General features: G+C 38.9%; 19 protein-coding genes. All 19 read left to right on the forward strand.

From position 1 onward, the window contains the following. The first annotated feature begins 60 nt into the window (after positions 1–60). Complete coding sequence (locus CXF88_RS08185) at positions 61–2,808, forward strand: SLBB domain-containing protein (protein ID WP_101086420.1); 2,748 nt, start codon at positions 61–63, stop codon at positions 2,806–2,808. 74 nt (positions 2,809–2,882) lie between these two features. Beyond that, positions 2,883–3,851, forward strand: coding sequence for a Wzz/FepE/Etk N-terminal domain-containing protein (locus CXF88_RS08190; RefSeq protein ID WP_101086421.1), 969 nt, complete (start codon positions 2,883–2,885; stop codon positions 3,849–3,851). A 43-nt stretch (positions 3,852–3,894) separates the two neighbouring features. Then, the gene (locus CXF88_RS08195; RefSeq protein ID WP_101086422.1) at positions 3,895–4,833 is read left to right on the forward strand and encodes an exopolysaccharide biosynthesis polyprenyl glycosylphosphotransferase; all 939 of its coding nucleotides are present in this window, start codon (positions 3,895–3,897) and stop codon (positions 4,831–4,833) included. A 35-nt stretch (positions 4,834–4,868) separates the two neighbouring features. Next, positions 4,869–5,945, forward strand: coding sequence for a dTDP-glucose 4,6-dehydratase (gene rfbB / locus CXF88_RS08200; protein ID WP_101086423.1), 1,077 nt, complete (start codon positions 4,869–4,871; stop codon positions 5,943–5,945). A 116-nt stretch (positions 5,946–6,061) separates the two neighbouring features. Beyond that, entirely contained in the window at positions 6,062–6,925 is an 864-nt protein-coding gene (gene rfbA / locus CXF88_RS08205) for a glucose-1-phosphate thymidylyltransferase RfbA (RefSeq protein ID WP_101086424.1), read from the forward strand. A gap of 19 nt (positions 6,926–6,944) precedes the next feature. Further along, positions 6,945–7,499, forward strand: a complete 555-nt coding sequence (gene rfbC / locus CXF88_RS08210; RefSeq protein WP_101086425.1) for a dTDP-4-dehydrorhamnose 3,5-epimerase — start codon at positions 6,945–6,947, stop codon at positions 7,497–7,499. Positions 7,500–7,502: 3 nt separating this feature from the next. Beyond that, the gene (locus tag CXF88_RS08215; RefSeq protein ID WP_101086426.1) at positions 7,503–8,330 is read left to right on the forward strand and encodes an SDR family oxidoreductase; all 828 of its coding nucleotides are present in this window, start codon (positions 7,503–7,505) and stop codon (positions 8,328–8,330) included. Beyond that, a complete protein-coding gene (locus CXF88_RS08220) occupies positions 8,330–9,805 on the forward strand; it encodes a flippase (RefSeq protein WP_101086427.1) in 1,476 nt (491 codons plus the stop codon). The genes CXF88_RS08215 and CXF88_RS08220 overlap by 1 nt, the downstream gene beginning before the upstream one ends. Beyond that, positions 9,783–10,376 (forward strand): CatB-related O-acetyltransferase, encoded by a 594-nt coding sequence (locus CXF88_RS08225; RefSeq protein ID WP_101086428.1) that lies wholly within the window; start codon positions 9,783–9,785, stop codon positions 10,374–10,376. The genes CXF88_RS08220 and CXF88_RS08225 overlap by 23 nt, the downstream gene beginning before the upstream one ends. Then, complete coding sequence (locus tag CXF88_RS08230) at positions 10,339–10,965, forward strand: acyltransferase (protein WP_242445123.1); 627 nt, start codon at positions 10,339–10,341, stop codon at positions 10,963–10,965. The genes CXF88_RS08225 and CXF88_RS08230 overlap by 38 nt, the downstream gene beginning before the upstream one ends. After that, a complete protein-coding gene (locus tag CXF88_RS08235; RefSeq protein ID WP_101086430.1) occupies positions 10,952–11,839 on the forward strand; it encodes a glycosyltransferase family 2 protein in 888 nt (295 codons plus the stop codon). The genes CXF88_RS08230 and CXF88_RS08235 overlap by 14 nt, the downstream gene beginning before the upstream one ends. Then, on the forward strand, positions 11,823–13,088 hold the full coding sequence (locus CXF88_RS08240; protein ID WP_101086431.1) for a hypothetical protein: 1,266 nt from the start codon (positions 11,823–11,825) through the stop codon (positions 13,086–13,088). Before CXF88_RS08235 ends, CXF88_RS08240 begins: the two co-directional genes overlap by 17 nt. Next, on the forward strand, positions 13,072–14,112 hold the full coding sequence (locus CXF88_RS08245; RefSeq protein ID WP_101086432.1) for a glycosyltransferase family 1 protein: 1,041 nt from the start codon (positions 13,072–13,074) through the stop codon (positions 14,110–14,112). Before CXF88_RS08240 ends, CXF88_RS08245 begins: the two co-directional genes overlap by 17 nt. A gap of 11 nt (positions 14,113–14,123) precedes the next feature. Further along, a complete protein-coding gene (locus tag CXF88_RS08250; protein ID WP_101086433.1) occupies positions 14,124–14,723 on the forward strand; it encodes a DapH/DapD/GlmU-related protein in 600 nt (199 codons plus the stop codon). Then, positions 14,716–15,717 carry a hypothetical protein gene (locus CXF88_RS08255; protein WP_101086434.1) on the forward strand — a complete coding sequence of 334 codons (1,002 nt, stop codon included), beginning with the start codon at positions 14,716–14,718 and terminating at the stop codon, positions 15,715–15,717. The genes CXF88_RS08250 and CXF88_RS08255 overlap by 8 nt, the downstream gene beginning before the upstream one ends. 13 nt (positions 15,718–15,730) lie before the next feature. After that, positions 15,731–17,146, forward strand: coding sequence for a mannose-1-phosphate guanylyltransferase/mannose-6-phosphate isomerase (locus CXF88_RS08260; RefSeq protein ID WP_101086435.1), 1,416 nt, complete (start codon positions 15,731–15,733; stop codon positions 17,144–17,146). Between the two features lie 3 nt (positions 17,147–17,149). After that, positions 17,150–18,586: a phosphomannomutase gene (locus CXF88_RS08265; RefSeq protein ID WP_101086436.1), complete on the forward strand. Its 1,437-nt coding sequence runs from the start codon at positions 17,150–17,152 to the stop codon at positions 18,584–18,586. 1,561 nt (positions 18,587–20,147) lie between these two features. Further along, positions 20,148–21,254 (forward strand): polysaccharide export protein, encoded by a 1,107-nt coding sequence (locus CXF88_RS08270; RefSeq protein ID WP_101086437.1) that lies wholly within the window; start codon positions 20,148–20,150, stop codon positions 21,252–21,254. Positions 21,255–21,295: 41 nt separating this feature from the next. Continuing rightward, positions 21,296–21,730, forward strand: coding sequence for a low molecular weight protein-tyrosine-phosphatase (locus tag CXF88_RS08275; protein ID WP_101086438.1), 435 nt, complete (start codon positions 21,296–21,298; stop codon positions 21,728–21,730). Positions 21,731–21,743: the final 13 nt, after the last annotated feature.

Below are 21,743 nucleotides of genomic sequence, written 5' to 3' on the forward strand. Positions count from 1 at the left end.
TGGCGAGCCTGCGAGTACCTAGAACCATTTTAATTACAAAAATAATATTGGAGATACCTGGTGTTACATAAAACCAAAAACGTGTTAATAGCTGGCTTATCAGCCCTTATTATTTTAACAACACAAGCAAATGCTGTTACACCTACACCGCAGATGCTTGAACAGTTTAAACAATTACCTAAAGCAGAACAGGAACGAATCGCCCGTCAGTATGGTATCGATCCATCAATGATTTCAGGTAGCTCTAATAATTCTGTTAACGTTACTAATCCTAACGTAGTTGAACCCCGTGATGATAAAGGCAACAAAGAAGATAAAGATCAATACACAGAAAAAAATAAAAAGAATGAATTTGATTTTAAAGAAGACAGTGACAAAGACGCACTAAAACGTTTCGGTTACGAAATGTTTGAAGGTGAACCAACAACTTTTGCACCAGTAACAGATGTTCCTGTACCAAGTGATTATATGGTCGGTCCTGGTGATGTTATTAAAGTTCAGTTATACGGCAAAGAAAGCAACGAATACAGTTTAACCATTAATCGTGATGGTACAGTACAAATTCCTGATTTAGGCCCTGTATCTGTTGCCGGATTAAGCTTTTCCGATTTACGTCAAGAACTGTCTAAGCGCATAAAGCAGCAAATGATTGGCATTGAATCAAATATCACCATGGGTGAATTACGTTCAATTCGCATTTTCATCGCTGGTGATGCCTACAAACCAGGCTCATATACCGTATCAAGTTTATCAACCATCACTCAGGCGTTATTCGTTGCTGGTGGAGTAAATGAAATTGGTAGTCTTCGTAACGTGCAAGTTAAGCGTAGTGGTAAGCTTATTGGCTCATTCGACTTATATGATTTATTACTTCGTGGTGATGCTTCTGGAGACATTAATCTCCGTTCTGGTGACGTGGTATTCATCCCATCAATCGGTGGTTTAGTCAGTGTTGCTGGTGAAGTACAGCGCCCAGCTATTTATGAACTAAAAAAGAACGAAACCATTGCAGACGTGATCAATATGGCTGCTGGTATTAAACAAGGTGCCTATCCGAAAAATAGCAGTATTGAGCGCTATAATACTAATGGATTAAAAACCATAGTTAATGTCGATTTAACTTCTGCCAAAGGTAACAACACTTTAGCTAAAGCTGGCGATTACATTCGAGTTAAAAATGCCTCTAATCAGTACGAAGATGCCATTACGGTAGTTGGTGCAGTGGTTCGCCCTGGTAAATATCAATGGAAGCAACAGCGTATTAGCGATCTTATGCCATCAATTTGGGGGGATTTACTCATATCTGCTGATTTAGATTATGGCTTAATCATTCGAGAAATAAATAAGCACGGCGATATCGAGACGTTACAGTTTGCCCCTGGTGAAGCCATTACTTCTCCTAATTCTGTACAAAACCTGGCTTTACAGCCTCGTGATAAAGTGATGATATTTAATTTTAATGACGATACTCAAAATCGCTTTGAATTAAACTCGTTAGTAAAGAAACGAGTGAATAAAGTTGAAGCATTGAAAGGTGATTCATTACTGGATGCAGATCTTTTCAAAGTAGGGTTCGAAACATTAGACAATTCAGTAGCAAAAAAATATACCAACGAAATTGCGGGCGTTGTCTTAAGTGAAAAAGAATCTGAAGAACAGTCGCTAGTCAGTAGCGAAGTCGCCAAAATGCTATCAAATCTTTTTGAAGACCGCGACTTAATCAAGCTCAGTAATGTGATGTCGCGAAAAGAGTTATTATATCCTATCGTAACCAAACTGACTCTTCAGGGTAACGCACAACAAGGCATAAGAATTGTCGCTATAGCAGGTAAAATTCGCCATCCAGGTGTTTATCCTTTAACAAATAACGCTAACGTAACCGACTTGCTTAAAGCCGCTGGTGGGTTGTTAGAAGGTGCCTACATTGAGCGAGCAGAACTAACACGCACACATACTACGTCAATAGTATCGGATATTATCCATAAAACCATTAACCTTCATGCAGCAATTAATGGCAGTCAAGAAGACAATCTCGAGCTAAAAGGTCGTGATATGGTCACTATTCTGACGACTCCAGAGTGGCAAGAAAGAAAAGTTATTGAAATTAAAGGTGAAGTTAAGTTTCCAGGTACATATAACATCAGACGTGGTGAAAGGCTATCAGACGTGATTGCTAGAGCAGGTGGGTTTACTGAATTTGCATATCCTTCAGCGTCAGTATTTGTGCGTGAATCCGTTCGTTTACAAGAGCAGCTCGAAATTAAGAAGTTAGCCGATCAACTTCGCAGAGACATTGCGACTCGTGGTGTATCAAAAGACGGTTTAGCCAGTAGTTATTCAGAAGTACAGTTAATGTTAACTGATTTGGAAAACATAAAAGCGGTAGGTCGTTTGGTTGTTGATTTAAATGCAATTAAATTAGGTATCCCAGAAGCCGATCTTCAACTTGAAGACAGTGACGTATTGTATGTTCCAACGACCAAGCAAACAGTTGCAGTAATGGGTGAGGTTCAGCATCCTTCAACGCATAGATTTAAAGAAGGCTTAACGTTAGAAGAATATTTACAACTGTCTGGTGGCTCTAGAGAGCGCGGAGACGAAGACCGAATTTATGTTATAAAAGCCAATGGTTCAGTGATGATGCCAACAAAGAGCATCTGGTTTAGTTCCGACTCTCAAATCTCGGCTGGCGACACGGTTATCATTCCTTTAGACACTGAATACAAAGATAACTTAACTCTCTGGTCACAAGTTTCGCAGATCATCTACAACTCAGCTGTAGCATTTGCCGCAATTTCAGGTCTGTAATCTCGTTCAGTCTAGTATGTAAAAATAGCTTTATACTGAATCTCTCGAATGAATAAAAAGATAAAGATAATAATATGAACAAACTAAACATATATGACGATGTTTATAAGCCAGAACAGCAAGCGTTTGCAGCAACAGAAAATGATGCAATTGACTTTCGCTTGCTAGTAAAATCATTATGGAAAGATAAATGGTTAATTGCAGTCACAACTTTACTATTGTCCGTAGCAGCAGTTATTTTTGCTCTATATCAACCTAATATTTATCGTTCTGATGCATTGTTGGCACCAGCAGAAGCAGAGCAAGGTAGCGGTGGTTTAGCTGCTTTGGCTGGTCAATTTGGTGGTTTGGCTAGCATGGCTGGTATCAATTTAGGTAATTCTGGAAGTAGTGATAAAAGTAAACTGGCAATAGAGGTGCTAACCTCACGTTTTTTTATTCAAAACTTTATTGAAAAGCACGATATTCTAGCCGATGTGATGGCAGCTAAATCATGGGACTATAATAGTAAAGAGTTGAACTATGATTCAGATGATTACGACGTTGCCAGTAACTCATGGACTCGTGATGTCTCTGGACCATTTGCAGCCAAACCGTCATTACAAGAAGCATACAAAGAATTTGTGGCTAAGATGATAGTTTCAACATCCAAAGACACTGGAATGACATCATTATCAATCGAGCATGTTTCGCCAATCGTTGCACAAAAATGGGTAACATGGTTAATTGCTGACATAAACGCAGACATGAAAAACCGTGATGTTAATGAAGCTGAGCGCAGTATTGCTTTCCTAAAAAAGCAAATCGAACAAACCAATGTTGCCGATATTCGCTCAATTCTATATAAACTAGTTGAAGAACAAGCAAAAACCATTATGTTTGCTGAAGTTCGTAATGAATATGTCTTTAAAACGATTGACCCAGCGCAAGTAACACAAGAAAAAGCTAAACCTAAAAGAGGATTAATTGTATTATTAGGTGTTTTTTCTGGTATTTTTCTAGGGTTGTTTATCAGCATTATTCGTTATTTTTTCAAAAAATAAATCTTAGCGATTTAGTCCTTATTAAATTGAAGTATCCAAATTTATGCTAATAACAAACAGATTTAAATCTAGACGTCAGGCTCTAACACAGAAGGTTATCTATGTTTACTGTCCAGTCGAATTAGAGATTACGATAGGTCAAATAATCGACGATTTTTCATTTGATATGATAATCAATGATTTCACTATTACAGACTTCAGCAAAAAAGTGATCTGTCATTATCAGGCATCCAGCTTAACCAAAGAGCAGCGAAACTTTCTGGTTGTCGCAACAGAGTTAGGTGCATGGGTTGAACCGCTTGTCAGTTATTTAGATGGACGGTTAGGCTATACAGAAGTACGCCTGTTACACAGCAGCTACTTTCTGCACCAAAAAGCTTTTTCAATTTTGTCTACAAAGCGCACTCAATTAGCAAAAAGAATAGTGGATGTTGTCGCGGCATTATTACTTTTAATTGTGGCATTGCCAATCGCCCTTTTAACGGCTATAGCCATAAAGTTAGAAAGTCCAGGCAATGTGTTTTATAAACAAAAACGCACCGGTCAATACAATATCGAATTTGAAGTGATCAAATTTAGATCAATGCGAAATGATGCAGAAAGCTCAGGTGCAAAATGGGCTTCTAAAAATGACGCTCGAGTGACTAAAGTAGGTCAATTTATTCGTAAAACGCGTATTGATGAACTACCGCAAATCTTAAATATTCTCAAAGGTGAAATGTCGATAGTTGGCCCACGTCCAGAAAGAGAATTTTTCATCAATACACTCGAGAAAGAAATTCCATACTATCGTTTTCGTCATGCAGTTAAGCCCGGCGTTACTGGCTTAGCACAAGTGCGCTATCCATATGGCGACTCTATTGAAGATGCAGTCTGGAAACATAAATACGATATTTTTTATATAAAACACCATAGTACCAGGTTAGATATCAAGATTTTATTCCGAACCATAAAAGTGGTTCTCTTTGGAATGGGCAGATAGTTTTCGATTTGGTAAATAGATAAAAGAGACATATTGTGAAAATTCTTATTACAGGTGGTGCAGGGTTTATTGGCTCTGCAGTTGTTCGTCACATCATCGCTAACACTCCAGACAGTGTCATCAATGTCGATAAACTCACTTATGCAGGTAACCTCGAATCGCTAGCAACCATTAACGACAACTCTCGTTACCATTTTGAGCAAGTGGATATTTGCGATCATGCAGAGTTAAAACGTGTTTTTGCTACTTATCAACCAGATGCTGTCATGCATCTAGCGGCAGAAAGCCATGTTGATCGTTCAATTACCGGCCCGTCTGATTTTATCCAAACCAATATTGTCGGTACATATACCTTACTTGAGGCCACTCGCGAATATTGGAATACACTTACGCCAGAAGCTAAATTGGCTTTTCGTTTTCATCATATTTCTACCGATGAAGTGTATGGTGATCTCCCTCATCCAGATGAAGTTTCAGCAACAACTCATTTACCTTTGTTTACTGAAACTACAGCTTACGCACCAAGCAGCCCATATTCAGCATCAAAAGCATCAAGCGATCATCTCGTTCGAGCTTGGTTACGCACTTATGGATTACCAACAGTGATCACTAATTGTTCTAATAACTATGGTCCTTACCATTTTCCAGAAAAACTCATCCCACTCGTTATTTTAAATGCACTAGAAGGTAAGTCGTTGCCAATTTATGGCAAAGGTGACCAAATTCGTGATTGGTTATATGTAGAAGATCATGCGCGTGCACTTTACAAAGTGGTAACAGAAGGTAAAGTCGGCGAGACCTATAATATAGGCGGACATAACGAAAAACAAAACCTCGAAGTTGTGCAAACGATATGTACAATTTTAGATGTTTTAGTGCCTAAAAATGACCCTTATGCCGACCAAATTACTTATGTTACCGACCGACCAGGTCACGACCGACGCTATGCCATTGATGCCAGCAAAATGAGTAAAGAACTCAACTGGACACCAGTCGAAACATTCGAAACTGGCTTACGCAAAACCATTCAATGGTACTTAGATAATCAGTTATGGTGCCAGCACGTGCAAGATGGCAGTTACCAACGTGAGCGTTTAGGTATTAACGACTAGGTATTAACGACTAGGTATTAACGCATAGGTTACAGCAATATGCAGTTAAGCTAGTGGGTGACATTATTATTTGATGATTCGGTTTAGCATATACCGTAATCTGTATTCGAGGTTTTATGAAAGGCATTATTTTAGCCGGTGGTTCAGGTACAAGACTACATCCAATAACAAAAGGCGTATCAAAGCAATTACTGCCTATTTATGACAAACCGATGATTTACTACCCATTGTCGGTATTAATGTTGGCGGGAATTAACCAAATCCTCATCATTACTACGCCAGAAGAACAAGATGGATTCATCCGTTTATTAGGTGATGGCAGCCAGTTTGGCATTAACCTAACTTATGAAGTTCAACCATCACCAGATGGCCTTGCTCAAGCATTTATTATCGGCGAATCATTCATTGGTTCAGACGATGTCTGCTTAGCATTGGGCGACAATATCTTCTTTGGCCAAGCGTTTGGTAAACAATTAAAGCATGCAGTTCAAAACCTATCTGGAGCAACGGTATTTGGTTACCAAGTCATGGATCCAGAACGTTTCGGTGTGGTTGAGTTCGATGAAAACTTTAAAGCGTTATCAATAGAAGAAAAGCCAACAACACCTAAATCAAACTGGGCTGTTACAGGACTTTATTTTTACAATAATTCTGTTGTTAATATTGCTAAAAATGTTAAACCATCTGTACGTGGTGAGCTTGAAATTACTTGTGTTAACCAAGCGTATTTAGAGCAAGGTAACCTAAACGTTGAGCAATTAGGACGTGGTTTTGCATGGTTAGACACAGGGACTCATGACTCATTGTTAGAAGCGTCACAATTTGTTCAGACGGTTGAAAAAAGACAAGGTTTCAAAATTGCTTGTTTAGAAGAAATAGCCTTATTACAGGGCTGGTTAACAAAACAGCAAGTACGCGACATTGCGCAAACCTTAGCTAAAACCGGTTATGGTCAATATTTATTGAACATCACAAAATAATTTCAAAAAAGAAACCAATATGAATATTATTAAAACAAAAATTAAAGATTTGTTAATTATTGAACCCAAAGTCTTTGGTGACGATAGAGGTTTCTTCTATGAAACATTTCAAGCTGAACGTTACAAAGCTGCGGGAATAGATGCTGACTTTGTCCAAGATAACCGTTCACGCTCAAGCCAAGGTGTTCTAAGAGGTTTGCATTTTCAAAAAACGAAACCTCAAGGGAAATTAGTCACGGTAACAGACGGTGAAGTCTTTGATGTTGCGGTTGATTTACGCCCAGGCTCTGAAACATTCGGACAACATGAAGCGATAATATTAACCGGACAAAATAAGTTACAGTTTTATGTGCCTCCAGGGTTTGCTCATGGTTTTTGTGTACTCAGCGACACTGCAGACTTCCAATATAAATGCACCGATTACTATGACCCATCAGACGAAAGTGGCTTATTGTGGAACGATCCAAGCTTGCAAATCCAATGGCCATTAAGCAAGCCATTATTATCGGATAAAGACAGTATTCAGCCTACGTTAGAGGCAATTAAAGACAAACTGATTAACGGTTGGGGGTAATAAATGGCGTTTTATACCGTATTTGGTGGCCGAGGTTTTATTGGTTCAGAAATCGTCAATCAACTTCAAGCTCAAGGCCATAGTACATTTGTACCTGCAAGAGACGACACGAGTCTGTTCGAGCGCGAACTGGGGATTGTTTTATATTGTGCCGGAAATGGCGACTGTAAAAATACCCCTTTTTCTGTATTAGAAGCCAATGTCAGTCTACTCGCCCAAATACTGCAGCATGCAAAGTTTGAACGTTTAATTTATGTGTCTTCAACTCGGGTATACATGAATCAAGCATCAGCTAATGAACAAGCAAACCTAACGGTATGCGTCGATGATAACCGTCGTCTATTTAATTTAACTAAACTAGTTGCAGAAGAGTTATGCCTTAAAAGCGGTCGTAATGTCTGCATCGTTAGACCAAGTAATGTTTATGGCGTGGCGTTAAATAGTCCGCTATTTCTACCCGCTATTACCCGTAATGCGATTAACCACGGCAAAGTCGATATGTATATTGCTAAGGATTACGCTAAAGATTACGTGTCAGTAAAAGATGTTGCCTCTACCTGTATTGAGATAGCATCAAATGAACTATGCCATAATCAAACCATTAATGTAGCAGCAGGTTATAACATAACGGCAAAGCAAATTGCTGATGTGTTACAAGAGCATACACAATGCGAAATTATCTGGCATGAAATTGACTTTCCTAATGAGTCTTTTCCAACAACAGACATAACCACAATAAACCAATTGATTACAAACTTTACGCCTAATAATGTGTTAGTTGATTTAAAAGAAATGATTACCGAGTTTAAAAAAGTGTTAAGTACCAATTAATGAGCGGATTTAATCGTTTAATAAAAAACTCATTAGCTAACATTATCAATGGTTTTTCAAATGTTATTTTAGGCATAGTAATATCACCATTTTTGATAAACATATTAAGTCTGGATGAGTTTTCAGTTTGGTCTATTTGTCTTCAAGCTGGAATTGCAGTTAGTATTTTTGGAGTAGCAGGACAAATAACCATAGGCCGCTTCACATCTCAGTTCAAGTTTAACAATGATGAGCTAGGATTAAATCGAGTTATTAACAACTACTTCAATATTGTTCTCTATATTTTTATCTTTTTCCTACTCGTACTCGCTGTTGTTCTGGTTAACTTTGAATCGATATTCGCAAACATTCCAAATGAAATAGTTTTCGAGTCTAAAATCGCATTCTTGTTAGTTTTTGGCTCATTTACTCTCGGTATTTTTGCGACGGTATTCATTGGTTACTTCATTGGAATTGAGAAGAACCATGTCACGGCAAATATTAACCTTATCTCTAGAGTTTTTATTGGTATTGTAGTTGTATCTCTAGCTGACTATGGCTTAATTGCTATAGCGTCTGGCTACTTCGTGATTAATATTATTTCCTATTTATTTATGTACAAACAGTTTAGTTCTTTTGAAAAACATCATTTTTCAATTGGTTTGCAAGGTAAAATCGATGAGCTAGTAAAGTTCTTTGGTGGGTTAACGATTTGGAATGTGGCGCAGTTTCTAATATCCGGAATAGGTATCTTTGTTGTTTCTATTTACGACTTCGATAATCTAGCTTATTTTGTCCTCGCGATGACCATGGTGAATGCCATAGTTGGTTTGTTAGGTGCTATTGTAAATCCAATCATTCAACCTATAGTAAAGTTAAACGAAGCTGGTAACAAAAAGGGGGTTGATGAACTGGTGATATCGTTATCAATGATTTTTGCGTTGACGATATTCCTAGGTGTTAACCTTTCTAGCTATATCTCCTTACCGATACTTCAGCTTTGGGTTGGCGACAGTAATGGCGCATTAGCTAATAACTACTTCAATTATTTATTAGTCGCATTTGCCATTCGAATGGTTATTGCACCTTACGGTATGAAGTTAGTTGCCAATGCTCAGCAACTAAAAATTGCCCACTTTCCTGTTTTCGAAGGGCTGTTAAATTTCATTCTTTCAATTATTCTAGTCAAAGAATTTGGTGCAATCGGTGTAGCATATTCAACCATAATCTCAGCTATTACGATTATGCTTGTCTATACATTAAAATACTCAAAAGAAACTGTATTAGATAAAAGTGGTTTAATTATATTCTTGTCATTTCTGGTAATACCTTCAGTAGCTGTAATCTCTATTTTTTCCTTTGATTCTGTAAGTGATGCATATCGTATTTATTTGCAATTAGCACAGGTTGCTGTATTTATTGCTACTGGGTTCTACCTGAGTAAATGTTTTGCGAAAGTTAAAGGTATTGTTAATGAAACTAAAGCAATTGATTAGAGATTACTTAGTCGTAATAAAGTCTAATTACTATAAAAGATTAAATAAAAATTCTGTTTTTGCAGATAAAACAATCCTTTTTAAAAAAATAGATATATCCAATTCATCAATCGGAAAATACACTTACTTTGCCGGTAAGGGAACTGTCAGTAATGCAATAATTGGTAGTTATTGTTCTATTGCCGATGGCGTTAAAATTGGCATCGGATTACACCCGCTTGATTGGGTCTCTACACATCCATCAACTTTCTCTAGTAATACTATTTTTCCTTATAGACATTTTTCAAGATCAAAACCTTTTATCGAATCAGAAACCGTCACTATAGGTAACGATGTCTGGATTGGTTTAAATGCAATCATTTTGGATGGTGTCGTTGTAGGGAATGGCGCTGTTATTGCGGCGGGTTCTATCGTTACTAAGAATATTGATGATTACGCTATAGTCGCTGGAGTACCGGCAAAAATAATTAAGTATCGAACTCAGCCAGAAGTGACTAATATTCCATGGTGGGAACTTGATGATACTAGCTTGAATGAATATTTATCCAAGGCTGATGATTCACATGTATGAGTTTATTTATAAAGTAAATCGTCGTATTTACTTATTATTATGGAACATTCTATTTCAACGCGATTTTAAGTCATTTGGTAAAAAAACGACTATCTATAAGCCTAGAAATATTCAAGGTGCAAAGTATATTGATTTAGGTTGTAGAACATCATTTATGCCTGATGCTTGGTTACTAGCGCTTAAAATTGATGATAATGATCCGCAGTTAGTCATCTCAAATGATTGTTATATTGGTCATTATGTTCATATTGTTTCTGTAAGAAAAGTCATAATTGAAGATGCCGTTTTAGTTGCTGATAAAGTTTATATTTCAGATAATTTACACGACTTCGAATCAATATCATTACCGATAATCCATCAACCTGTTAAATTCCATCGTGATGTGCTTATTAAATCAGGAGCTTGGATTGGTGAGAATGTATGCATTATTGGTGCTAGTGTCGGTAAAAATTCAGTCGTTGCAGCAAACTCTGTCGTCACAAAAGATGTACCAGATTACTGTGTAGTCGCAGGTGCTCCTGCCAGAATAATCAAACGTTATTGTCATGAAAGCCAGTCTTGGAAAAAAATTAACCATGAATCAACATAAAAAACTGGGTCTAGTCACCGTTTTATTTAACTCACCAGACGTATTAGACGACTTTTTTGTTAGCTTATCCTGCCAGAATTATAAACACTATCAGATATATATTATTGACAATAGTACCATTCCTGAACCGTTAGCTAAATCGCGAGAACTAGCTGAACGTTATCAAATCCCTGTTACCTTTATCGATAATAAAGGCGATAACGTGGGGGTCGCAGCCGGGAATAATCAGGGTATAGATGCCGCATTAGATGACAACTGCGATCTGGTATTGTTTATTAACAATGACCTAATTTTTAAAGATGAAAATGTGCTGTCCACTCTGGTCAACAGCATGAACTCAGATGCACTCAATATGTGTAGTCCTGTTATTCTCAACTATCCAGCAAAAAAAATCTGGTACGCTGGCGGATACATAGACACAATTAAAGCTGTTGCCCCTCATCACTGTATAGATGATGAATACATTCCTAATAGCATACAACGCGCATCGTACAACTACGCACCCACCTGTTTCTTAATGGTTACGGCTGCATTACTCCGCAGAGTAGGGCGTATGGATGAAAAGTACTTTGCATACTACGACGACACTGATTTCTTATTTCGTTGTAACCAAGCTGGATACAAAGTAGAACTTCTGCCAAATGTGGTTATTTACCATAAAGTAGGCAGTTCAACCGGCGGTGACTTATCCTACTTTGGCGCCTATCACCTAGCGCGAAATAGAATTTACTTTATCCGTAAAAATATTAGTGGCATAAGAAAGTACATTAGTTTGCTTTACACTGTATCCACGCGTGGTATTAGACTTTTATCAGCCACCCCTGAAATTAGTCAGGCGATAAAAAAAGGGATGGCGGATGGTTTCAAAATGTAATCGTATTACTCCGCAAACATTATTGATGTTTTTCGCTGTCTCAATGATATTGTTTTTCCCTTCTTTAACAATGATTTTGTTAAAACAATCATCGTTTACATTAGGAATTGTCGTTGCTTCTTTGTGTATTTCTTTTTTCTTAGGTATTCATTTTTATTTACACAGAACGGTAAAACTCGACCAAAGTGTTATCTTCGCTTTACTCATTATAGTGTCATGCTGTTTTTTTGTTTTTGTGCACTTATTCTTTGTAAACCAACAATTACCAATGCTAGTCGAAGTGGATGCTAAACGATTTATTTTCAGCTTTGCCTGTTTATTTATCGTGGTGTTATCTGCTTTTTTAGCCGCTTTATATTTAAAAAATAACTCCAATACCTATCACTTTTACAATGTGGTTAATATTTGTGGCATCTTATTGTTATTAAATGGGTTAATGAGTTTAACAAAAATAGATTTTTTTAGTACAGGGCTAGCTAAGCCAACATTTTTGTTTCTCGAACCGTCACATTTTGCCTTAGTCGTCACTCCATTTTTAATCTATTTTTGTCTCACTCTTTCTCGAAACAAAGCGTTATTACTACTGCTTATTGTGGCAAGTTGGGCTGGGTATATTCAAAATTTAACTCTGCTGATGGGGGTGGTATTAGCGTTTACGATTTCTACCCGCCAAAATTTAGTATTTGCAGCACTATTATTTACGTTATTTGTTGGTGCGCTAGTCACTTTACTGGGTATCGATAGCTTAAGCTATTTTACCGATCGACTGGTTCTTTCTGGTGATAACGACAACTTATCTGTACTGGTATTATTTCAGGGTTGGCAAAATGCAATAGAGACTTTAACAACTCAATCCTACCTAGGTGGTGGTTTTCAACAGTTTGGTGTAACCACTGTTTACGGTTCGGTGTCCGACAAGCTTTATGCATTGCTTGGCTTCAGTATTAATCAATTTGATGGTGGCGCAACAGCGCCTAAACTTGTCGGCGAGTTTGGTATATTCGGAATCGTATTTCTATGTGGTTACTTAATATTTTATCTAAAAGTATTTTTAACACTAAGAAGCAATGCATCTGTTTCCAAAATGGATGTGTTTTTTTATGCCATTTTTTTAGCCAGTTTTCTCGAGTTTTTTATTCGTGGTGTCGGCTATTTCAGCCCTCTAATGTATCTATTTCTAGTCAGTGTTTTTTATTTCACTGTACAAAAAGCAAAAATTAAGTTGGAAAAAAATGAAACTGATTGTTGATGGTATTATCGAAAACTTACAAGACAACGGTGGTTGTACCGTTTACTTTGCGCAAATACTTTCTTTTATGCAAAACAACAAAATCGATCTTAACTATATTCGATTTAAAGACGAGCAAGGTCATATCCCACTGTTTGGCGAAAACACCCAAGTGAATTTTCAAGCCCCAAAGTGGCAAGAAAGATGGCGAGACGTAAACCTGCAACAAGTCACTAACGATACTGTTTTTCACTCTACTCATTACCGTTTAGCCAAACAAAAAGTAAAAACGGTGACGACAGTGCATGACTTTACCTATGAGCTGTACCGAAAAGGTCCTGCTAAATGGATGCATTCTTGGCAAAAATTTAGAGCGATTCGTAATAGTCATTTAGTGATTTGCGTATCGCAAAATACCGCCGATGATTTAATGAAATTTTGCCCTATCGATCCAAGTAAAATTCGAGTGGTGTACAATGGTGTGTCATCTGACTACTACCCGCTCGATACCACAGAAAAAACGAATGAAGTGGTGTTTATCGGTGCCCGCGGATGGTACAAAAACTTCACTTTAGCAGTACAAACATTAAAGCATCAACCAGACTTAACCCTATCAATTGTCGGTGGAGGTAAACTTTCTGATGAAGAACTCCAGTTGCTTGAAGCGACAATACCTGGCCGATACGAATGGTTGGGACGCCTAACTGATGAACAGCTAAACGAACTTTACAATCGCGCCCATTGCTTATTTTATCCCTCTAGCTATGAAGGTTTTGGCATCCCAGTTATAGAAGCCATGCGCTCAGGTTGTCCGGTAATCGCGGTAAACGTGTCTTCTATTCCAGAAGTCGCAGGCTCTGCTGCCATACTCACTCAACAAGCTGACGTGGCAAGCTTCAACCAAGCATTTACCACATTACATAATCAACAAATACGCAGTGATATTATTCAAAAAGGATTTCAACAAGCGAGTCGTTTTTCATGGGAAAAATGTTACCAAGATACTCTCGCTGTTTATCAAGAACTTGATGCAATATCTTTGTAAAGGAATAGATTTTGGGTAATTTAATCAAACATTACGGCTTCTTTGGTATTCTGTCCTTAGCTTATGAGAAAGTATTAACCTATTTTTTGTTCAAACAAGCCAAAATAATACGTCGTCCATTTGATTGTCGCGGCAAACAAAATATCCAAATCGGTAAGGGTTTTTCGACTGGTCGTTATTGTCGTTTCGAAGCTCATGGCCAACATGGCGAAATTAATATTGCTATTGGTAACAATTGTCAGGTTAATGATTCAGTGCACATAGCAGCTCTAAAAAGTGTCAGTATCGGCGATAATGTGTTAATTGCGAGTCGAGTGTTTATTACCGATCTTAATCACGGTGGCTATGGCGGTAACTTACATTCAGATCCTTTATCAATTTGCAAAGACAGACCATTAACAGGTACCCCAGTCGTAATAGAACAAAATGTATGGTTAGGCGAAGGAGTGATTGTTTTACCTGGTGTAACCATTGGCCAAGGTGCAATCATTGGCGCTAATGCTGTGGTATCTAAAAATGTACCGGCATTTTCAATTGCGGTAGGTAATCCTGCCAAAGTAATTAAAACTTATAACTTCGAGCAAAAAAAGTGGCTAGCAATTCATGGGTAACAACGACCACGCAGTATTAATTTGTCCCGCATTTTTCGACTATAAAGTACTGATTGAAAACCAACTAACAAAGCGTTTTACTTCTGTACACTCTTTTTCCGACAGACCGCTATGTTCTTCTATTGGTAAAGCGTTAATCAAATATAACGTAGCTAATTACAATCACTTTATTTCGCGTCAGTATAGTCAACAATTACTCGATAAAATAACTCCATTAATACACGATATAACCACCGTTATTATTGTTAAAGGCACCTGTATTTCACCGCTTTTAATACAGGGAATTAAGAGGTTAAATCCAAAAGTCCGCGTGGTTGTATATTGTTGGGATTCTATAGCTAACTCAAATGGATTTGTTCAATTAGCTGCGGTAGCAGATAAGGCTATGTCATTCGACTTTGCCGATTGCCAACAACACCAATTAGAGTATGTGCCATTATTCTATCCAGATGATAACACTAGCAACGCAGCATCAAATAAATCAGCCAACAGCTATCAATACAGTTTTATTGGCAGTTATCACGGCGACAGAGCAAAGCTGTTATATCAGGTAGTAAACAATCAACAAGGCCATTCTACAGCCTCATTTATTAAAATTTATTTTCAAAGTAAAATACAATTCTGTGTATTTTATCTACTCGATCCTTATGTAAGAAAATGTCCTAAAGAATGGATTACATTCGACATTATTGATCGCGACACCATGAACGATATTTTCTCAGATAGTCGTTTTATTATCGATATACACCATAAAGGACAGTCGGGGTTAACCATGCGAACCTGGGAAACCTTGAGCCTAGATTACAACTTGCTGACAACAAATCCTTACGTGTTATTACACCAACCAATTGCAGCCATCGACATTCTCGATCGCACCAATGGAACCGTGTGGAGCAACGACCAAAAACAACAATTTGTTAAGCAAGTTGCCATTGGCAATATATCGACAACACCTCTTTCCTTGTCCCATTGGTTGGACACACTTTTAAAATAGCATTGGCGGCATTATGACAATTACACCTATTATTATGGCTGGCGGTTCAGGTACACGTTTATGGCCGCTTTCGCGCGGTAATTACCCCAAGCAATTTTTAACCTTAAGTGGTGAGCAAACAATGCTGCAAAACACCATTACACGTTTAAAAGGCCTTGAACATACGCCTGCAATGCTTATCTGTAATGAAGAACATCGTTTTATTGCAGCAGAACAAATTAGGCAGCTTGGGGTTAAACATAGCGGGATATTTTTAGAGCCAGTAGGCCGAAATACTGCACCAGCCATTGCATTGGCAGCGTTTAAAGCCACAGAGCAAGGCCAAGACCCGTTATTGTTAGTCTTAGCTGCAGACCATGTTATTGATGACGTAAGTGCGTTTCAACAAAGTGTCGCAAAGGCGGCAGAGTTAGCAGCACAAGACAAGCTGGTGACGTTTGGCATTGTAGGTAACAAACCAGAAACGGGTTATGGTTATATAAAACGCGGCCAGCAATTTCAAAGCGGTTTTGTTGTCGACAGCTTTGTCGAAAAACCGGACCTCGTCACAGCGCAACAATATATTCAAAGCGGTGATTATTATTGGAACAGCGGCATGTTTTTATTCAAAGCTAGCCGTTACTTAACCGAGCTAAAAGCATTTCGACCAGACATTTATGCCGCCTGCGAAGCAGCCATGCGAGTACAAAATAATGATCTGGACTTTATTCGTGTCGACAAAGCCGCGTTTGAAGCGTGTCCAGATGAATCTATCGATTATGCAGTAATGGAGCAAACTCAAGATGCTGTCGTTGTACCAATGGACGCAGGTTGGAGCGACGTAGGTGGTTTTGCAGCATTATGGGATGTATCTGAAAAAGACAATAATGGCAATGTGTTCAAAGGCGATGTTAAAGCTGTCGATACTAAAAACACCTTGGTTTTTGGTGAAGATAAACTCGTTGCCACCGTTGGTGTTGAAAATTTAGTCATCGTTAACACTAAAGATGCGGTATTAGTTGCGCATAAAGACCATTCGCAACACGTAAAAGCAATTGTTAATCAGCTTAAGTCTGAACAACGTTCTGAAGTCACATTTCACCGTGAAGTTTATCGTCCTTGGGGGCAATATGACTCAATTGACAACGGTGAGCGTTTTCAAGTGAAACGCATTACCGTCAAACCTGGTGCGAAACTGTCAGTACAAATGCATCATCACCGCGCAGAACATTGGATTGTGGTATCGGGCACGGCCAAAGTAACCAATGGTGACAAAGAGATTCTATTAACCGAAAACCAGTCTACTTATATTCCAGTCGGCGTTATTCATGCACTAGAAAACCCAGGCAAAATGCCATTAGAACTTATCGAAGTTCAATCGGGTTCGTATTTAGGCGAAGATGACATCGTTCGTTTTGAAGACCGCTACGGCCGTGTAGAAGGGAAATAACTGATGTTAAACACTAAAGCAACTTTAGCTCAAAGCGGCGTGCTTTTTGGTACCAGTGGTGCGCGCGGGTTAGTTGAGCAATTTACCCCAGAGGTATGCGCTGCATTTACTCATGCCTTTGTCGCTGTTATGCAGCAAGACTTTACGTTTGATACCATAGCCATTGCGATAGACAACCGCCCTAGTAGTTATGCTATGGCCCAAGCTTGTGCACAAGCATTAGCGCAACTAGGCCTTAAATCTCAATATTACGGCGTAATACCAACGCCGGCATTGGCCTATGTTGCCATGCATCAAAACATTCCTTCAATTATGGTTACCGGAAGTCATATTCCGTTCGACCGTAACGGACTCAAGTTTTATCGACCAGATGGCGAAATTTCTAAGCAAAATGAACTGGCGATTCTCTCGAGCCAAGTTGGATTTAGTCCATTAACCGAGCTCGACCCATTAACGGTTAATCCAAATGCTGCACAACACTATATTCAACGTTATTTAAATGTATTCAGCAATACACTATTACAGGGTAAGCGAATAGGTATCTACCAACATTCCAGTGCTGGCCGGGATATCTATCCTGAGTTGTTTAGTAAACTCGGAGCTGATGTTGTTACTTTAGAACGTAGTGATGTATTTGTTCCTATAGACACAGAAGCCGTGAGTGAACAAGACTGCCAAAAAGCGCTCGACTGGGTGAGATTGCACAAGCTTGACGCACTATTTTCTACCGACGGTGATGGCGATCGTCCTATGCTGGCCGACGAAAATGGCCATTGGTTAAGAGGTGATATTTTAGGCCTGTTGTGCAGCAAGTACCTTAATATAGAAGCGCTGGCTATCCCTGTTAGTTGTAATACTGCTATAGAGCAAACTAAATTATTCAGAACAGTTAAACGAACTAAAATTGGTTCACCTTATGTCATCGAAGCTTTTGCTCCGTTGTTAACTCAGTACACCACAGTGGCAGGTTTTGAAGCCAACGGCGGTTTTTTACTTGGCAGTGATGTAAGCTTAAATCAATCTCAATCTAGTTTAACAGCCTTACCAACACGTGATGCCGTTTTGCCGGTATTAGCGGTATTAGCTTTATCACAAACGACAGGTATTGCGGCTCAAGTAGGCCATTTACCGCAACGTTATACACACAGCGATCGTTTAAAAGACTTTCCAACCGACAAAAGCAAAGCCATCATTGCAACGGTGCATGCATCACCTCAAGAGTTACTGACGACATTAGGTGTTAATGCCGATGAACTTGTTAATGTTGATGCAACCGATGGCCTGCGACTCACCTTAGCAAGCGGGTTAATTATTCATTTGCGCCCATCGGGTAATGCACCTGAGTTTCGTTGTTACGTCGAAGCCGATAATCTTGAAACTGCAAAACAATGGGTAACCAAAGTACTAACTATTATGACTCGCACTTTAGCGAACATGTAGTGCTTATACTAGGGCTTAAAACTAGTGCTTAAGACCAGTGCTTAAGACCAGTGCTTAATACTTGGCATTAACATGTAACTTCATTTATTGTGACTAGCCAATACTAACAAGATATTGCAACCAAGTTGCTGTAAGTTAAACAACAGCAGTAGCGCACACTAAAGTAGAAAAGGGTGTATCAGTCGGTTTCGGTTAAAATATGCAATTACACTGATAAAATAAAAAGTTAACTACAGACAGATTAATTAAAAACGCCAATAAATGTGTATTTTTGCTTCAAAAAAAGGATATTGCATCAGCAATATCCTTTTTTTATGACTAAAAATAAATACAGCAAGTCAAATATCTAATTGTAACCGTTATTGTAGGCTTATCATGATGATTAATTAGGGTTTAATACTGTATATTAGTTTTTTTGGCTGTAGTGTTTTTGTCACGTAACCGCAATATAATGGCAAAATTAATCACAAGATTGTCATTTCCGTCTGTAAATTACAGAAATTTTAAGTATAATCAGCGCTCAAAATGCATATTCGACGTAATTTAGTCGTAAATGCTTAAAAAATGGAAGTTTCGTTGAAATTTTGGGCATGCTGGAGCCGTAACCTATGGGCGGTAGCGTGTCTGAAAATCGCTCTAGGCTCTAATAGGCTCTAGACCGCTTCGCGGATAGTGCGCTTCGCTTCTAGATCGGACTTCGTCCTGCTAAGGACAGCTTCGCAGTTAAGATTTTATAGAAGCGCCCTAGAGTCATAGTGCCTAGGCCGCTACGCGGATAGTGCGCTTTGCTTCTAGGGCGGACTTCGTCCTGCTAAGGACTGCTTTGCAGTTAAGATTTTATAGCAGCGCAGCGCCCTAGAATCTAGTAGTTAGGCTTTTGTTTCTACGCCGCTTCGCGGATAGTGCGCTTCGCTTCTAGATCGGACTCCGTCCTGCTAAGGACTGCTTCGCAGTTAAGATTTTATAGCAGCGCAGCGCCCTAGAGTCATAGAGCCTAGGCCGCTACGCGGATAGTGCGCTTCACTTCTAGATCGGACTTCGTCCTGCTAAGGACAGCTTCGCTGTAAAGATTTTATAGCAGCGCAGCGCCCTAGAATCTAGCAACTAGGCTTTTGTTTTCCAGCCTTTTGCTCTATTAGAAGCGCAGCGCTCTAGAATCTAGTAGTTAGAGCGGTATCAGGCGATATCTAACAATAAATAGCGAATGAGCCCTTTTGGCTTGTCGACTAATCTCCTCGAATAAATAATGGATTATGTTCACTCAATTCTCATAAGAAACATGGCAACGCCTTTGTTCCTTAACGAGTCAGCTAATCCTAAAATTATAAAAACGATAATAAATGAACTAGACTCTAGCAGTTAGAGCGGTGTCAGGCGGTATAGAGCGATGACGTGCGATAGCAATCTAGACTCTAGGCTTTTGCTTTCTAGCCTTTTGCTCTACTTAGAAGCGCAGCGCCCTAGAATCTAGTAACTAGGCTTTTGCTTTCTAAGCTTTCTAAGCTTTCTATCTTTTACCCTTAATTCATTACAAAAAATTTAAATAAATTGGAATCATACAATGACGTTTAGTTACAAAACACTCATTACATCATTTTTGCTTGTATCTGTGTCGGGTTGCGCCATTGTTCCCGGCAGTCATTTTGAGGGGATTGATTCTGGTGATCAAACAAGAAGCCTCGAACAAGACTTAGACAAGGTCAACATTCAAATTATTGATGCATCATTAATAGCACAGCAAAAACAACTTCGAAAAAGTGCTAAACCGATGTCCAGTTATGCAGGTATCGATACCAGCAATTATAAATATAAGTTAGGAATTGGTGACGTATTAACCATCGGTGTATGGGATCACCCTGAGTTAACCATTCCTGCTGCAGTTCAACGTACTGCCGAGTTTGATGGTTTTAGGGTACAACAAGATGGCACAGTTACTTATGCTTATGCACCCAATATTCCTGCAGTAGGTAAAACAGTCAGACAACTGCATAAAGAATTGGTTGAACGGTTAAGTAAAGTCATCGCAGACCCTCAAGTCGATATTAAAGTGGTTGGTTTTAGAAGCCAAAAAACCTATATCACCGGTGAAGTCACCCAACCGGGTGTGTTTCCTATTACAGAAATTCCATTAACCCTTATTGATGCATTAAACCAGGCTGGCGGCTTATCAGAATCTGCCGACTGGCGCACGGTGACATTTACTCGTGGTGAAACCACTGAGATTATAGAGTTAGACAAGTTTTATGCTCAAGGCGATATATCTCAAAACCGTTTACTGCAAGACGGCGACATCGTGCATGTAAACCGTAACGATGCGCAAAAAGTGTTTGTATTAGGCGATGTCAAAAAAGCCGGTACGGTAATGCTTAACCGTTATGGCTTAAACCTAGCAGAGGCGTTAAGCGATTCAGGCGGCTTAAACGAAAATACCGCCGATGCTAACGGTATATTTGTACTGCGTAAACGCGATTATCAACAAACGGGTATTTTAGCCGATGTATATCAACTACACGCCAAAAACATAGCCTCGTTGGTACTGGCTGAGCAATTTGAGTTACAACCTCACGATATAGTGTATGTAACTTCTGCACCATTGGCCCGTTGGAACCGCGTAATCAGCTTATTACTGCCTTCGGTCGCGACATTAGATAATATTAATGGTATTTAAAATTAATCAATTAATGTCTACTCCGTTAAGGGTTTTACACTATGTTTGATTCAGTATTAATGGTTTGTGCAGGCAATATTTGCCGCAGCCCAACAGCTGAGTATGTTTTAAAAAGCAAGCTTATCGATAAAAATATCACCATCGCATCAGCAGGATTAACCGCATTAGTCGGTAAATCAGCTGACGCCATGGCGCAAAAAATTGCCTTAAGTCATGGTGTGGTAATGGACTCACACCAAGGTCAGCAATTATCGTCGCAATTAATTGCCACTAATAGTGTCATTCTTGTTATGGAACAACGCCATTTAAACGATGTTCACAGCCGCTACCCTGAGGCGCGTGGTAAAACGTTTTTATTAGGGAAATGGATCAATAATGCAGAAATTCCCGATCCGTATCGCCAAAGCCAAGAAGCCTTTGAGCATGTGTACGCATTAATCGATAGCGCATGTAGCGCTTGGCAAAAATATCTATAAGGAATGGCAACTT

Source organism: Shewanella sp. ALD9 (genome assembly GCF_002836315.1).
In the GTDB taxonomy this organism is placed as follows: Bacteria; Pseudomonadota; Gammaproteobacteria; order Enterobacterales; family Shewanellaceae; genus Shewanella.